General features: G+C 59.3%; 17 protein-coding genes. 7 read left to right on the top strand and 10 right to left on the bottom strand.

Annotation, left to right across the window (positions count from 1 at the left end):
* Positions 1-7 precede the first annotated feature (7 nt).
* Entirely contained in the window at positions 8-373 is a 366-nt protein-coding gene (locus tag NWV16_RS19410; RefSeq protein ID WP_260520376.1) for an antibiotic biosynthesis monooxygenase, read from the top strand.
* On the opposite strand, the gene NWV16_RS19405 is transcribed toward NWV16_RS19410, so the two are convergent.
* Genes NWV16_RS19405 through NWV16_RS19385 form a run of 5 tightly spaced genes read right to left on the bottom strand, consistent with a single transcriptional unit; the run spans position 370 to position 4,746 of the window.
* Entirely contained in the window at positions 370-1,473 is a 1,104-nt protein-coding gene (locus NWV16_RS19405) for a sigma-54-dependent Fis family transcriptional regulator (RefSeq protein ID WP_260520375.1), read from the bottom strand. The two genes, NWV16_RS19410 and NWV16_RS19405, sit on opposite strands and share 4 nt — an antisense overlap.
* A 23-nt stretch (positions 1,474-1,496) precedes the next feature.
* A complete protein-coding gene (locus NWV16_RS19400; protein WP_260520374.1) occupies positions 1,497-2,684 on the bottom strand; it encodes an acyl-CoA dehydrogenase family protein in 1,188 nt (395 codons plus the stop codon).
* A gap of 10 nt (positions 2,685-2,694) precedes the next feature.
* Positions 2,695-3,840, bottom strand: coding sequence for an FMNH2-dependent alkanesulfonate monooxygenase (gene ssuD / locus NWV16_RS19395; RefSeq protein ID WP_260520373.1), 1,146 nt, complete (start codon positions 3,838-3,840; stop codon positions 2,695-2,697).
* 10 nt (positions 3,841-3,850) lie between these two features.
* A complete protein-coding gene (msuE, locus tag NWV16_RS19390; RefSeq protein ID WP_260520372.1) occupies positions 3,851-4,414 on the bottom strand; it encodes an FMN reductase in 564 nt (187 codons plus the stop codon).
* Between the two features lie 14 nt (positions 4,415-4,428).
* Positions 4,429-4,746, bottom strand: a complete 318-nt coding sequence (locus NWV16_RS19385) for a hypothetical protein (RefSeq protein ID WP_260520371.1) — start codon at positions 4,744-4,746, stop codon at positions 4,429-4,431.
* Between the two features lie 58 nt (positions 4,747-4,804).
* Here NWV16_RS19385 and NWV16_RS19380 point away from each other — a divergent pair, with 58 nt between their 5' ends.
* The 4 genes from NWV16_RS19380 (at position 4,805) to NWV16_RS19365 (ending at position 9,028) form a co-directional block, all read left to right on the top strand.
* A complete protein-coding gene (locus NWV16_RS19380) occupies positions 4,805-5,074 on the top strand; it encodes a hypothetical protein (RefSeq protein WP_260520370.1) in 270 nt (89 codons plus the stop codon).
* Between the two features lie 101 nt (positions 5,075-5,175).
* On the top strand, positions 5,176-5,790 hold the full coding sequence (locus NWV16_RS19375) for a LysE family translocator (protein ID WP_260520369.1): 615 nt from the start codon (positions 5,176-5,178) through the stop codon (positions 5,788-5,790).
* A 205-nt stretch (positions 5,791-5,995) separates the two neighbouring features.
* Positions 5,996-7,162, top strand: a complete 1,167-nt coding sequence (locus NWV16_RS19370) for an aminotransferase class V-fold PLP-dependent enzyme (RefSeq protein ID WP_260520368.1) — start codon at positions 5,996-5,998, stop codon at positions 7,160-7,162.
* 57 nt (positions 7,163-7,219) lie between these two features.
* Entirely contained in the window at positions 7,220-9,028 is a 1,809-nt protein-coding gene (locus NWV16_RS19365; RefSeq protein ID WP_260520367.1) for an aminopeptidase P family protein, read from the top strand.
* Here the strand turns inward: NWV16_RS19365 and NWV16_RS19360 are convergent.
* Positions 9,021-9,929 carry a LysR family transcriptional regulator gene (locus NWV16_RS19360; protein WP_260520366.1) on the bottom strand — a complete coding sequence of 303 codons (909 nt, stop codon included), beginning with the start codon at positions 9,927-9,929 and terminating at the stop codon, positions 9,021-9,023. The two genes, NWV16_RS19365 and NWV16_RS19360, sit on opposite strands and share 8 nt — an antisense overlap.
* Positions 9,930-10,041: 112 nt before the next feature.
* Between NWV16_RS19360 and NWV16_RS19355 the strand changes: the two genes are divergently transcribed.
* Positions 10,042-11,040: a zinc-dependent alcohol dehydrogenase family protein gene (locus tag NWV16_RS19355; RefSeq protein WP_260520365.1), complete on the top strand. Its 999-nt coding sequence runs from the start codon at positions 10,042-10,044 to the stop codon at positions 11,038-11,040.
* Here the strand turns inward: NWV16_RS19355 and NWV16_RS19350 are convergent.
* The gene (locus NWV16_RS19350; protein WP_260520364.1) at positions 11,037-11,627 is read right to left on the bottom strand and encodes a 2-hydroxychromene-2-carboxylate isomerase; all 591 of its coding nucleotides are present in this window, start codon (positions 11,625-11,627) and stop codon (positions 11,037-11,039) included. The two genes, NWV16_RS19355 and NWV16_RS19350, sit on opposite strands and share 4 nt — an antisense overlap.
* A gap of 33 nt (positions 11,628-11,660) precedes the next feature.
* On the bottom strand, positions 11,661-12,389 hold the full coding sequence (locus tag NWV16_RS19345; protein WP_260520363.1) for an SDR family oxidoreductase: 729 nt from the start codon (positions 12,387-12,389) through the stop codon (positions 11,661-11,663).
* Positions 12,390-12,480: 91 nt separating this feature from the next.
* On the opposite strand from NWV16_RS19345, the gene NWV16_RS19340 reads away from it, so the two are divergent.
* The gene (locus NWV16_RS19340) at positions 12,481-13,050 is read left to right on the top strand and encodes a TetR/AcrR family transcriptional regulator (RefSeq protein WP_260520362.1); all 570 of its coding nucleotides are present in this window, start codon (positions 12,481-12,483) and stop codon (positions 13,048-13,050) included.
* Positions 13,051-13,062: 12 nt separating this feature from the next.
* On the opposite strand, the gene NWV16_RS19335 is transcribed toward NWV16_RS19340, so the two are convergent.
* Together NWV16_RS19335 and rhtA are read right to left on the bottom strand one after the other, a co-directional pair.
* Complete coding sequence (locus tag NWV16_RS19335) at positions 13,063-13,344, bottom strand: hypothetical protein (RefSeq protein ID WP_065257014.1); 282 nt, start codon at positions 13,342-13,344, stop codon at positions 13,063-13,065.
* Positions 13,345-13,511: 167 nt separating this feature from the next.
* The gene (gene rhtA, locus NWV16_RS19330) at positions 13,512-14,399 is read right to left on the bottom strand and encodes a threonine/homoserine exporter RhtA (RefSeq protein ID WP_260520361.1); all 888 of its coding nucleotides are present in this window, start codon (positions 14,397-14,399) and stop codon (positions 13,512-13,514) included.
* Between the last annotated feature and the right edge of the window lie 617 nt (positions 14,400-15,016).

Raw genomic sequence — 15,016 nt, 5'->3', positions numbered from 1 at the left:
GGGCGTCATGCAAGTTACAGCGAAAAACCGCAGCTTCACCCAATTGATCGAATTCGAAATCGATCCCGCCCAACAACCGGCGCTGGTCTCGGCGCTGACTGTGCAGACCGAGCGTCTGGCCCAGCGTTACGCCGGTTTCGTCAGCGCCAGCGTTCAGGCCAGCGACGATGGCCGGCGGGTGTTGGGTTTCCTGCAATGGCAATCCCGCGAGGCGGGGGAGGCGGCGTTCCAGAGTTTCGAAACCGGCGAGCAGGATTTCTGGCAGTTGATCCGCACCCATCAGGCGCGAACCGTGACCTTCGGTTCATTCCAGGTGCTGAGCAGCATCGCCCGCAGTCAGGACGATGGCCTGCACTGCCAACTGGTGGGTTAGATCGACAACTGGATCAGGCGCTCGCCTTGCAGGTTTTCCGTAGGCCGTCGCTTGTTCACCGCCAGTTCGCCGATCTTGATCAGCCGCGTGCGGGTCACGTTGCGGCTGAGGCCGAGCAGCGCGGCGGTGTGTACCTGGTTGTAGTGGCAGAAGCGATAGGCCGAACGCAACAAGGCGTCCTCGACCTTTTCATGCAGGGCGCCGGCCTGTTGTTCGAAGAGTTTCTGGAAGGCGCGTTCAAGCAGCGCTTCCGGTGAGTCGTCGACATTGGAATGCTGATCGTCCGGACGGTCGATGCGCAGGTTCGACAGGCGCAGGTCGTCGCGCTCGATCACGCCGTTGCGGCAAATCAGCAGTGTGTGGTGGATGACGTTTTCCAGTTCGCGGATGTTGCCCGGCCAGCTGTAGCCGCGCAGTTTGTGTTCGGCGCCAGGGCTGATGGTGATGTGGCCGTAGCCCAGTCGTTGACTGTAGGCCTCGATGAAGTGCCGGGTCAGCGGCAGGATGTCGCCGGGCCGTTCGCGCAACGGGCTCAGGTCCAGATTGACCACGTTCAGCCGGTAATACAGATCCTCGCGAAAATGCCCGGCGTTGATGGCTTTCTCCAGTTGCACGTTGGTCGCTGCCAGCACTCGCACATCGATGGGAATGCTCTTGCGTGAACCCAGTCGCACCACCTCGCGTTCCTGCAATACCCGCAGCAATTTGACCTGGATCGCCATGGGCAAATCGCCGATTTCATCGAGGAACAACGTCCCGCCATCCGCCTCTTCGAACCACCCGGCCTTGGCACTGAGGGCGCCGGTGAAGGCGCCTTTTTCATGGCCGAACAATTCGGCTTCCACCAGCGATTCGGAAAACGCCCCGCAGTTGACTGCAATGAACGGTCGGTTGCGCCGGTTGCTCAAGTTATGGATGTGCCGCGCCACCAGTTCCTTGCCGGTGCCGGTTTCGCCGATGATCAGCACGCTGGCTTCGCTCGGTGCGACTTGTTGCAGATGCGCGAGCAAGGCCCGGGATTTCGGGTCTTCGAAGACTTGGGCGGTGGCGCGGATCGACGTGGCCAGGGCGGGTGAGGGCGGCAGGGTCAGCAGTTGCATGGGTCTCGCTCCACGAAAGGAAATCAGGAATAGAACGTCGGCACCGGCAGGGCCTGGTTCAGCGCCCAGTCGCCCAGCTCATGGAGTTTGTAATCCAGCGGGTCGTGCAGGGTTTGCGTGCGCAGGTTGCGCCAGTGGCGGTCGAGTCGCAGCGACGCATGGGTCGAACGGGCGCCGGTGACTTCGAACAGTCGGCTGCAAATCTCCAGCCCCTGGCGACTGGCAGCGACCTTGGCCGTGGCAATCGCCGTGGCCAGATGGCCGCGCTCTTCGGCGCTGAGGTTCGGGCCTTTGGCCCAGGCCTCGTCGAGCAGCGCGGCGGCGCGTTCCACCAGCAGACGGATGCCTTCGAGGGCCACCCAGAACTCGCCGTAATGGGCCAGCACATACGGGTCTTCACGCACCTCGCGCACCGAGGACTTGTGCCAGACACGGGTTTCGCTGAGGGTGTATTGCCGCGCTTCTTCGAAGGCGCCTTCGGCGATGCCGAGAAACATGTGGGTGAACGTCAGTTGTGCGATCAACGGGCGCAGGCAGGCGAACGGTGTGCTCAGCGGGCCGGGATCGAGCAGCAGTTCCGATTCCTCGACCCGCACCCGTTCGAACGTCGCGCTGCCGCTATCGGTCTGGCGCTGGCCGATGTTGTTCCAGTCATTGTGCAGAGTGATGCCGCTGCGTCCGCTGGGGATCGCCGCGATCAACAGTTTGCCGCCGTTGTTTTCGTCCACCGCCGAGGCGATCAGCATCTGTGAATCGCTGGCACCGGAGCAGAAACTTTTCTTGCCGGAAAACTCGCGCCAGCCTCCGAGATCCTTGACCACCGTGCGGGTGTCCAGCGGATTGAGGGCGTTGCCCCAGAACCAGTTCTGCCGCGCCGTCTGTTCGAACCATGGCTGCCATTGTTCGGGACGGGAAAACAGGCGGACGGTGGCCAGCATCAAATGATGAAAACCGAAGACGTGGGCGATCGAACTGTCGACTTTGGCGAATTCGCGCACGACTTCCAGGGTTTCACTCCAGCGCGCACCGAGGCCACCGTAACGGGTGGGAATGCTCAGGGCCAGCAGACCGCTTTCACGCAAGGCATCGCGTTCGGCTTTCGGCGTGCCGCCGCGTTCGTCGCGTTCGACGGCGGTCAGGGCGAATTCAGCGGCCAGTTGTCGGGCGGTCTGCAACGGGGAAAGCAGGGTGCTTTGCGGTTTGGCAGTCACTCGGTCTTCCTCAGGCGTTGGCTTTGACGGGCAGAACATCGTTGGCGATCATTTCGCCAAACGGCCCGGTGAGGTTGGTCACGCCGCGCCCGGCCAGGCTCGCGTAGGGTTCGGGCAACAGCGGGAACACCAGTTCGGCAAACCGGTAGGCTTCTTCCAGATGCGGATAACCGGAAAAGATGAAGCTCTCGATACCCAGGTCGGCATATTCCTTGATTCGTGCCGCTACTTGTTGCGGATCACCGACCAGCGCAGTGCCCGCCCCGCCGCGTACCAGGCCGACACCGGCCCACAGGTTGGGGGCGATTTCCAGATTGTCGCGGCGCCCACCGTGCAGGGCGGCCATGCGCCGTTGGCCTTCGGAGTCGAAACGGGAAAAGGATTTCTGCGCGGCCTCGATGGTTTCGTCGCTGATGTATTCGATCAGTCTGTCAGCGGCTTTCCAGGCGTCTTCGGCGGTCTCGCGCACGATCACATGCAGGCGGATGCCGAACTTCACCTTGCGTCCGTGGCGGGCGGCGCGCTCACGCACGTCGGCAAGTTTTTCCGCAACGGCGGCCGGTGGTTCGCCCCAGGTCAGGTACACGTCGACCTGCTCGGCGGCCAGGTCGTGGGCGGCGTCGGAGGAACCGCCGAAGTACAGCGGCGGATAGGGTTTCTGTACCGGTGGATACAGGGCTTTGGCGTTCTGCACCTGCAGGTGTTTGCCTTCGAAATCCACCGCTTCGCCTTGCAGCACGCGGCGCCAGATTTTGAGGAATTCGTCGGTGACTTCGTAGCGTTCGCTGTGGCTGAGGAAACTGCCGTCGCCACGGTTTTCGTCCGGGTCGCCGCCGGTCACGACATTGATCAGCAGGCGGCCGTTGGACAGCCGATCGAGGGTCGCCGCCATACGCGCCGAGACGGTCGGCGAGATGATCCCCGGACGGATCGCCACCAGATAACGCAGGCGTTCGGTCAGCGGCACCAGCGCCGAGGCGATCACCCACGAGTCCTCGCAGGAACGCCCGGTGGGAATCAGCACACCGTGATAGCCGAGGCTGTCAGCGGCTTGCGCAACCTGTTTCAGGTAATGAAGGGTGACCGGACGAGCGCCTTGGGCGGTGCCCAGATAGTGACCGTCGCCGTGAGTCGGCAGGAACCAGAAAACATCCATGAACAGCTCCTCAGGCGATTTTCAGCAACGGTTTGATGTGCGTACCGAACAGCGGCGCGGCGCGCTCGGCGGCCAGACGGATGCGCGCTTTCAGGGGCTCGCTGGTGATCTGGTAGTCGGCGAAATCGGCCTCGGTGGCGTACACACCGATGGGCAAGGTCACGGCCTGGAAGAAACTGAACAGCGGGCGCAACTGGTGATCGAGGACCAGCGCATGGCGTTCGCTGCCGCCGGTGGCGGCGAGCAGGACAGGGGTGTCGATCAGCGCATTCAGATCGATCAGGTCGAATAGATGTTTGAGCAAACCCGGATACGAACCGCGATACACCGGAGCGGCGACGATCAACAGGTCTGCCTGCTCGATGGCCTGCAGTTGAGCTTCGATTTCCGCCGGCAACTCCTGACGGGACAGTGCGGCGCCGAGCGGGCGGGCGATATCGCCGAGTTCGATCAAGTGACTCTCGACGGGCAGGTGCCCGGACAATTCGCTCAGCAGGGCCTGGGTCAATACCAGTGTGCGAGACGGACGCCAGGTTCCGCCGGACAGGGCGACGACTTTCAATGGACGCGACATGGTCAGTTCCTTTTTCAACAGTTGCTCGGCGAGCAGTGAGTAGTCACGGGAGCAGAGCAAGCGCTGTACCAATTCTTTGAAAGCCCGTATTCCGGGGCCTTGAGCGTTGTCACGGGCTGTGGTCCTGTGACTTTCAGGCGGGTTTGTTGAACCGCTGTTGCCTGGGAAACAGTTGCTGGAGCAACAGCGCCGAACGCGATGAAGGATTTATAAGGGCTGATTGTTATTCCGTAAAAGACTGTTAATTGATATTGATAGATCTTTTTTGAATATTTGAGGCTGATCTGTCGGCAAACCTGATAGCCACTATTGAGAGCGTTGATTTCTGCCACGACGAGCCCGGGCGTAGCCTTTCTCCATCGACTCCACACTGCTCGCCAGGACGCTCCCATGAATCGTTTACTGACTGTTTCCCTGATGCTCGCTGTTTCCGTTCTCGCCGGTTGCGCGAGCCACGTTTCCCCGGAACTGCGCCCTTACACGGCGGAAGAAACCCGTGAACTGGCCCTTGAAAGCCTCAATCGTCGTGGTTTGTCCTTCGATGAATATCAGGCGAAGAAAGCTGAATTGCTCGGTCAGCCGCAGAAGCCTTTCGGCTTTGATAACAAGGGTGAGATGAGCGCAGAGCGAGCCGTACAGCTGCACGGTCGCCCTAGCTGATCCTAAACTGTACCGCTCGAAGTTTTACCCAACTGTCCGTGGGTTTGCGGGACGCTGTGGGATAGGGTCAACACCTGAATGACCCTGACGGACTGCCTGCCATGACTCTCTCGCTTGACCTGCTGTTGGGCTTTGCCCTGTTTGCCCTTGTCACCTCGATCACACCGGGGCCGAACAACACGATGTTGTTGGCATCTGGGGTGAATTTCGGTTTCAACCGCACCATTCCTCATATGCTCGGCATTACCTGCGGATTCTTCGTGCTGGTGGTGGCGGTGGGGTTCGGGCTGGGCGCGGTATTTCAGACCTATCCGATCCTGTATTCGGTGCTGCGATATGTCGGCGCGGTGTACTTGCTGTACCTGGCGTGGAAAATCGCCCATTCCGGCCCGGTCGGCGACAGCGAGCAGGGCGAGGCCAAGCCGATCAGTTATCTGGGGGCGGCGGCTTTCCAGTGGGTCAATCCCAAGGCGTGGATCATGGCCATCGGTGCCATCAGCACTTACACACCCATGCAGGGATATTTCACCAACGTCATCGTGATCGCTGCGGTATTCGCCATCATCAACCTGCCGAGCGTCGGCGTCTGGGCGGCGTGCGGGACCTTGCTGCGCAACGTGCTCAAGGATCGCCGCTGGTTGCGGGTGTTCAACTGGGGCATGGCCGCGCTGCTGGTGATTTCGCTGTATCCGTTGTTCCTTGAAAGCTTTAGCTGACGCAGTGCTACAACCGCCGGCCTGATGCCTGTTAAAGTCGCGTTCAGGAGCGTTCCTACGCACTATTAATGAAGCCCTACTTCTTTAACGGCATCCGATCAGGTATTGATGGCGCTCTCGAACCCGGGCGCAGCTCACAAGGCTGCGCCGCGCCGTTTGCAGATACGAGCCTCCTGATCCCGGAACACGCTCTGCGAGTCTTTTTATGAATCAACGTCCGCTGTATTTCGATTACGCCGCCACCACTCCGGTGGATGAGCGGGTCATTCAGGTGATGATCGAGTGTCTGGGCTTCAACGGTAATTTCGGCAACCCGGCCTCCAGTTCCCATGCCTTTGGTCAACAGGCCCGCAAAACCGTCGAAAACGCCCGCCGTCAGGTGGCCGAACTGGTCGGCGCGCAGCCACAGCAAATCGTCTGGACCTCCGGCGCCACCGAATCCAACAACCTCGCCCTCAAGGGCGTGGCTCAGGCCCGCGGCGTTTCCGGCGGGCACATCATCACCAGTCAGATCGAACACAAAGCCATTCTCGACACTGCCCGGCAATTGCAGGAGTCCGGTGTGGCCGTCACCTACCTGGTACCGGACGCCGAGGGCCTGATCACTCCGCAAGCGGTCAGCGAAGCAATGCGCGATGACACCTTTCTGGTGTCGCTGATGCTGGTCAACAACGAACTCGGCACCGTCAACGACATCCCCGCCATCGGCGAAGTGGTGCGTGGGCGTGGTGCGTTATTTCACGTCGATGCGGCCCAGGGCGCCGGCAAAGTGGCGATCGATCTGGCGCAATGGCCGGTGGACCTGATGTCGTTTTCGGCGCACAAGCTTTACGGCCCCAAGGGCATCGGTGCGCTGTACGTCGGTCCGCGTGCGCAACAACGTTTGCAGGCGCAGATTCACGGCGGGGGCCACGAGGGCGGGTTGCGTTCTGGTACGTTGGCGACGCATCAGATCGCCGCGATGGGCTCGGCGTTTGCTTTGGCCGCCGAGGCTTTCGATGACGAGAAGAAAACCATCGTCGCGTTGCGCGAGCGACTGCTCGAACAACTGTTGAGCCTGCCCGGCGTACGCCTCAACGGCAGCGCTGTGCAACGCATTCCGCACACCTTGAGCCTGACCTTCAGCGAAGGCGAGTTCAATCCGGCGGCGTTGAGCCATTCGATCGCGTTTTCAGCGACCTCGGCCTGCAATTCCGCGAGCAACACACCGTCTCACGTTCTGCTGGCTCTGGGGCATGACGCACACCTGGCCGGCCGTACCATTCGCTTGAGTCTCGGCCGCTTCACCACCGCCGAAGACATCGACAAGGCTGTAGATTTGATCAAGGCCGCTTGCGCCAGTGCTCCGGCATTCTGGGCGACAGGGCTTTAAAGAGCCGGTTTCGACCGGCACCGAACAATAACGATGAAGTGATTGGCAGGAGACACGATGAGTACCCAGACTTTGACCGAAGGAACGGTTCCCCAGCGCCTGGCGCACACCCGCGAACTGATGCGTCGCGAAGGCATTCACGCACTGCTGGTGCCGTCCGCCGACCCGCACCTGTCGGAATACCTGCCGGGTTACTGGCAGGGGCGGCAATGGTTGTCGGGCTTCCATGGATCGGTGGGCACCTTGATTGTCACTGCCGATTTCGCCGGCGTCTGGGCCGACAGCCGTTACTGGGAACAGGCGACCAAGGAACTCAAAGGCAGCGGTATCGAACTCGTGAAACTGCAACCGGGTCAACCGGGCCCGCTGGACTGGCTGGCCGAGCAGACGCCGGAAGGTGGCGTGGTCGCGGTTGATGGCGCGGTCATGGCTGTGGCCTCGGCGCGGACCCTGGGCAGCAAGCTCGAAGCGCGGGGCGCCAGCTTGCGTACCGATCTCGATCTGTTGAACGAGGTCTGGGGCGATCGTCCCGGCCTGCCGAACGCACCGATCTATCAGCACCTGCCGCCGATGGCGACCGTCAGCCGTGGCGAGAAAATCGCCCAACTGCGCGAAACCCTGCAGGAACGCGGAGCGGACTGGCACTTCATCGCCACCCTCGACGACATCGCCTGGCTGTTCAACCTGCGTGGCGGCGATGTGTCGTTCAACCCGGTATTCGTTTCCTTCGCATTGATCAGCCAGCAACAAGCCACGTTGTTCGTGGCGTTGAACAAGGTCGACACTGAACTGCGCGCCGTGTTGGAGAAGGACGGTGTGACCCTGCGCGACTACAGCGAAGTTGCGGATGCCTTGCGTGCGATCCCGAGCGACGCGAGTCTGCTGGTGGATCCGGCGCGGGTGACCAGCGGTTTGCTGGGCAACCTCGACAATGGTGTGAAACTGGTTGAAGGCCTCAACCCGACAACGTTGGCCAAATCGAAAAAAAGCCCGGCGGATGCCGAGCATATCCGTCGGGCAATGGAGCAGGACGGCGCGGCGCTGTGCGAGTTCTTCACCTGGCTTGAGTCGGCCTGGGGGCGTGAGCGCATTACCGAGCTGACCATCGACGAAAAACTCACGGCAGCCCGTGAGCGCCGTCCGGATTATGTTTCGCTGAGCTTCAACACCATCGCCGCATTCAATGCCAACGGCGCGATGCCGCATTATCACGCCACCGAAGAAGAACACGCGGTGATCGAGGGCAATGGCCTGCTGCTGATCGACTCCGGCGGACAGTACCTGGGCGGTACCACCGACATCACTCGTATGGTGCCGGTCGGTACGCCAACCGAGGAGCAGAAGCGCGACTGCACCCGCGTGTTGAAGGGCGTGATTGCATTGTCCCGCGCGCATTTCCCGAAAGGCATTCTGTCGCCGCTGCTGGATGCGATCGCCCGTGCGCCGATCTGGGCCGAGAACGTGGATTACGGTCATGGCACCGGTCACGGCGTGGGTTATTTCCTCAATGTGCACGAAGGTCCGCAGGTGATCGCCTATCAGGCTGCGCCGGCGCCGCAAACCGCCATGCAGCCAGGAATGATCACGTCTATCGAGCCCGGCACTTATCGCCCGGGTCGTTGGGGTGTGCGAATCGAGAACCTGGCGATGAACGTTGAGGCTGGCAGCAGCGAGTTCGGCGACTTCCTCAAGTTCGAAACCCTGACCCTGTGCCCGATCGACACCCGTTGCCTGGAACCGTCCTTGCTGACGCAGGAAGAGAAGCAATGGTTCAACGCCTATCACACCGAAGTGCGCGAGCGTTTGAGTCCGTTGCTCAGCGGTGAGGCGCTGGCATGGCTGAACACGCGTACCGCCGCTATTTAATGGGTTGAAGCTCGGGCGCTGCTGCCAGCGCCCGGGACATGTACTCGACAAACACATTGACCCTGGCGGATTGGCGACGGTTCGCCGGGGACACGGCATGTATTGGCAGTGATCGGGTCTGGTAATCCTGCAACAGGGCGGCCACTCGACCCGCCTTCAAATCCTCGCTGAACAGCCAGACGGGTGATAGCGCAATCCCCAATCCCCCCAGGACCATTTCGCGGATCGCTTCGGAGTTGTTGCTCTGGGCGTTACCGTTGATGCGCACCTCGTGACGCTGGCCGTCCTTTTCGTAAGTCCACAGGTTCTGCGATTCGAGCAGGTTGAATTGCAGGCAGTTGTGTTTCGTCAGCTCGCCCGGTGTTTGTGGCGGGGTATGACATTGCAAGTAGGCTGGTGCTGCGACGGTGATGCGGTGGGTGGTGCCGATGCGGCGGGCGATCATGCCACTGTCGTTCAACTCGCCGATGCGCAGGCTGACATCCAGACCTTCACTGACCAGATCCAGATTCTGATCGTTCAGGTGCAGGTCGATCTGAATCTGTGGGTATTGCTTGAGAAAATCCGGCAGCCTTGGAGCAATCTGCAGGCGGCCAAAGCTGACCGATGAGCCTATTCGTAACGCCCCGGCGACTGTTTCCCGACCGGACTGGAAGCGGTGCTCGGCAGCATCCACCGCGGCGAGAATATTTCGGCATTCTTTGTAGTACCGTTGACCTTCGTCGGTCAGCGACAGTTTGCGCGTGCTGCGGGCAATCAACTTGCCGCCCAGCTGGGTTTCAAGAGCGCGCAGAACTTTGCTGATGGTAGGTTGGGTGGTTTGCAGCTCACGGGCCACGGCGGAAAAACTACCGCGCTCGATCACCCGAACGAAAATCGCCATTGCGTTGAGCTTGTCCATGAAACGCCTCATTCATGCCGGACTGGCATGATCACTATAGCCATTCGGTGTCTTATCGGCATGAGTCGGCTGGGAGAACATGGCTTCACTTTCTCCCACAGGAATGACCGAAATGACTGATTCAAAGCACATGAACGCCTTGATAGTAGACGTGGCCAATGGGCCCCTACGCTTGGTTTCCCTTGAACGCCCAGTGGCGAGTGCCGGACAGGTATTGGTGCGGATCAAGGCCAGCGGCGTGAATCCGCTGGATCTGAAAATCCGCGCGGGGCAAGCCGCCCATGCTCGACAGCCGTTGCCGGCGGTGCTGGGGCTGGATCTTGCGGGTGTGATTGAAGCAGTGGGTGAGAACGTGCAGGGTTGGGCACCGGGTGATGAGGTTTATGCGCTGGCGACCGGCGTTGGCGGCGTGCAGGGTTCGCTGGCCGAATTTGCGGTGGTCGATGTGCGACTTCTGGCGCGTAAGCCGTTCAACCTGAGCATGCGCGAGGCGGCAGGTTTGCCGCTGGTGCTGATTACTGCCTGGGAAGGCCTGGTGGATCGGGCACGAGTGAGTGCCGGACAAAAGGTGCTGATTCACGGTGGGGCGGGTGGCGTTGGGCATGTGGCGGTGCAAATTGCCCGCGCGTTCGGTGCCGAGGTTTTCGCGACGGGGTCCGCAGGGCAACGCGGGATTATTGAAGGTTATGGCGCGACGTTCATTGATTACCGCGAGATGTCGGTTGAGGACTATGTCCGCGAGTACACGGCGGGGGAGGGGTTCGATATCGTTTATGACACGGTGGGCGGCGAAACGCTGGATGCTTCCTTCAAGGCTGCACGAATCTACCACGGGCACGTTCTGAGTTGCCTCGGCTGGGGCCAGCATAGTCTGGCGCCGCTGTCCTTCCGAGGTGCGACTTACTCGGGAGTGTTTACCCTTATGCCTCTGCTGACCGGGAAGGGCGGAGAGCACCATGGCGAGATTTTGCGCCAGGCCGCGCTGTTGATTGAGGCAGGGAAGGTCAAGCCGTTGCTTGATGGGCGTCGGTTCACCCTTGAATCGGCCTATGAGGCCCATGAACTGCTTTCATCGAAAGCAGCCCGGGGACGTTTGGTGGTAGAGATCTAGCGCAGGGCTTCTTCAACGAAGTCGAGTCGATCCTGGCCAAAGAACAACTGGTTGCCGATGAACATGCTTGGCGCACCGAAGACACCCCGTTTTACGGCGGCCTCGGTGTTGTCCTTGAGGGCAGTCTTTACCGCTTCTTCATGGGGCAATGCCAGTACCTGATCAGGATTGAAGCCGTGTTCGGTCAATACGGCTGCAACCGTTGCCGGTTCATCGAGGCTGCGACCTTCAACCCACAACGCTTTGAACAGGCAGTCGATGAACGCCAGGAAGCACTCGGGGTGGCGCAATTGAATGCCGGTCACCGCCCGCATCAACATCAGAGTATTGATCGGGAAATGCGGGTTGAATTTCAGGGGCACGCCGTAGCGTTTGGCGTAGCGTTCGAGGTCCTGAAACATGTAACGGCCTTTGGCCGGGATCATCGCCGGTGATGCATTACCTGTGGCTTTGAATACGCCTCCGAGCAACATCGGGATATAGACCAGCCGGCTGTCGGTCCTGGCGCAGATTGCTGGAAGTTGGGTGTACGCCAGATAAGTGGCGGGGCTGCCAAGATCGAAATAGAACTCCACGGTTTTGCTCATGGTCGCTGCACTCTTTTTTATTTTTGAGGAAGGTTACCAGCGTTCATTCCAGGGACGCAGATCCAGCTCGAAGGTCCAGGCGTCCCTTGGTTGGCTGTGCAGATACCAATAGTTTTCGGCGATATGCTCGGGATCGAGAATACCGTCCTGATCCTTGGTCGCATACTTGTCAGGGAAGTTGCTGCGGATAAAGTCGGTGTCGATGGCGCCATCAACCACAACGTGGGCAACATGAATATTCATCGGCCCGAGTTCCCTGGCCATGCTCTGCGCCAGTGCGCGGATGCCATGCTTGGCGCCGGCAAACGCCGCGAATCCGGAAGCTCCACGCAGTCCCGCAGTAGCGCCAGTGAACAGAATCGTGCCGCGTTTGCGGATAACCATGCGCTTTGCCACTTCGCGAGCGTTCAGGAAGCCCGAGAAACAGGCCATTTCCCAGATCTTGAAATACTTGCGTGCCGTTTCTTCGAGAATGCTGCAAGGCACATTGGCGCCAATGTTGAAAATGAACGCTTCAATCGGCCCGAGGCGGTTTTCGATATCTTCGATCAGCGCAATCACGTCTTCTTCCTTGCGCGCATCGCAAGCAAAACCGTGGGCTTCACCGCCGTCTGCCTGAATGGATTCCACCAACGGCTGCAATTTGTCGGCGCTGCGGCGTGTAACGCATGCGATGAATCCTTCCCTGGCGAATCGTTTGGCAATAGCGCCTCCCGTAGCGTCGCCCGCACCGACAACCAATACGACCTTCTTGTTATTCATGGGTAGTTCCCTTTGGTAAACGATCGTTAAGTGAACGAACGTTATGCTAGGATCGTGTCAGCGTCAAGACGACTCACATTGAGGAAAAAACATGCGTTATTCCGCCGGCCATAAACTGGAAACTCGAGAAAAATTGCTGCAAAGCAGCGCGCTGTCGGCGAAAAGCTCAGGTTTCTCGACCGTGGGAGTGGATGGTCTGATGAAGGCGATCGGACTGAGTGGCGCTGCGTTCTATAGTCATTTCTCGTCAAAAAGTGAGTTGTTCAGCGCGATCGTTGAGCGTGAGTTAAGTCAAAGCCTGGAGCGGCTGGGCGGGGAGGGGGCACAAGACAGGCAGCGGCTGCAACGCTGTCTCAAGCAGTATCTGAGCATGGCTCATGTCGAGCAGCCGGAATCCGGTTGTGCGTTACCTGCATTGGGGGCTGAAATAGCCCGGTCGGAGGAGTCGGTGCGTGAACAGGCCGAGCTGTGGATCTGCCGACTCCAGGAAAGTTGGGCACAGATACTGGAGAGCGACAGTCTTGCCTGGTCCATTCTGTCGCAATGTGTCGGGGCATTGGTGGTGGCACGAATGCTTGCTTCGCCCGAGATTCAGCGCAGGGTACTGGAGTCGAGCCACCAGGAGATACAGCGCGTGCTCGATGAGAAATGCGCTGAGTAAGATGGCGTCGAACTATTTGCAGATGACGATCATGCTACGACTGGTATAGCCGGCGGGATTCAGACCAAATGGATAATCACCCGGCTCTTCCACGGCGTCACCTGATTTGGCAATGACTTTGTAACCCTTCGGTGCACAGGCATTGGCGGCACTGGTATAGCACTTGTCCCAGGAGGACGAGAGTCCGGAGCAATTGATATGCAGCCCTTTCTTGCCGTGCTTCACCTGGGTTTTCGATGTCGCGGCGCAGCCCGCTATGGCGAGTACGGCGATCAGTATCAAGATTCGTTTCATTACCATCCTTAATGGCGGCCTCGGGTCTGGCGCTCGGGTCCGCCCCTGTTCGCTCGCGCTGTAGGCGTTCTGATGTCCCTGTCCGAAAAATCCATGTCTGGCATTGGGTTACGTGGCTAACATGGCCTAAATGAGCACCAATTACCAGACCTGAGTCAAATCCTGTTTCAATCCGCGGCAACCGCTGGTTTGGCTGCTGCTCCCATTGTCATGGTTGCCCCCACTGACGCCAGGATGATGCATAGGATCGCCATCCATTGCGCAAACGTCAGGTATTCCTGCAGGAACAACAAACCGGACAATGCACCGAATGCCGGTTCGATGCTCATCAGTGTTCCGAACGTGCGGGCCGGCATACGGGTGAGGGCGACCATTTCCAGGGTGTAGGGCAGGGCGGTAGAGAGAATGGCAACGCCGATCGCGACCGGTATCAGGGAGGGCGTCAGTAGTGCGGCGCCCGCATGGACGATGCCGATCGGCGCGACAAACAGGGCTGCGATCATGACGCCCAGCGCTGCTGTGGTTACACCGTTATCGGCGCCGGCCTTCTGCCCGAACAGGATATACAGCGCCCAGCAGGCGCCAGCCCCCAGTGCATATCCGGCGCCAACTAGATCCAGGCCGACAGTGGTCGCTCCTGTCGGTATCAGCAAAAGCAGTCCGGTAGCGGCAAGTGCGATCCAGAGGAAGTCTATTGCGCGGCGGGAGGCGTAAATGGCAACCGCCAAAGGGCCGGTGAACTCCAAGGCTACCGCAATCCCTAAAGGGACCGTACGCAATGACATATAGAAGAGGAAGTTCATGCCGCCCAAAGCCATTCCATAGACGATGACAGTACGCAGAGACTTGGCTGTCAGCTTCGCTCTCCAGGGGCGCAGCAACAACAGCATGATCACGCTGGCAAACATCAAGCGTAATGTCGTCGTTCCTTGGGCACCAATTATGGGAAACATACTCTTGGCCAGCGATGCCCCGGATTGAATGGACGCCATGGCTATAAGTAGCAGGCCGACCGGGAAAAGGGTTGAGGCCAGGCTGCGGGGTTGATCATTCATTGCGGAGAATCATCCAGGAGTGCGGAGTTTTATTGTGATGTTGGGCAGTATATTGCGCACCGATCTGCGACACGTCTATATGGACGCCGCCTTTTCTCCTCGCACGATAGAAAAACCAAATTAGGTGTTGACGGCGAATTTTAGATGTCTATAATTCGCCCCACTTCCGGCGCAGTCGAAACGGAAAACTCCTTGAGATTCAATGAGTTAAGCGATTTTCGATAGCGAGTTGCTTCAGTTCATCGAAGCCTGGAAGCAGTTGAAAGGGTGGTGATGTTTGACTCTTTTGACGGCTCGGTCTTCTCGGTCTTCTCGGTCGAAAGCGGTGAAAAAGAGGTGTTGACAGCAGCGTGTAACGCTGTAGAATTCGCCTCCCGCTAACGAGAGATCGGAAGCGCAAGTGGTTGAAGTTGTTGAGAAATTCTTCGAAAACTTCTGAAAATAATCACTTGACAGCAAATGAGGCTGCTGTAGAATGCGCGCCTCGGTTGAGACGAAAGCTCTTAACCAAACGCTCTTTAACAACTGAATCAAGCAATTCGTGTGGGTGCTTGTGGAGTCAGACTGGTAGTCAACAAGATTATCAGCATCACAAGTTACTCCGCGAGAAATCAAAG

Origin of the sequence: Pseudomonas sp. BW7P1, assembly GCF_024981055.1 — a bacterium.
GTDB classification, from domain to species: Bacteria; Pseudomonadota; Gammaproteobacteria; order Pseudomonadales; family Pseudomonadaceae; genus Aquipseudomonas; species Aquipseudomonas bananamidigenes.
This window is presented reverse-complemented; position numbering and strand designations above follow the sequence as displayed.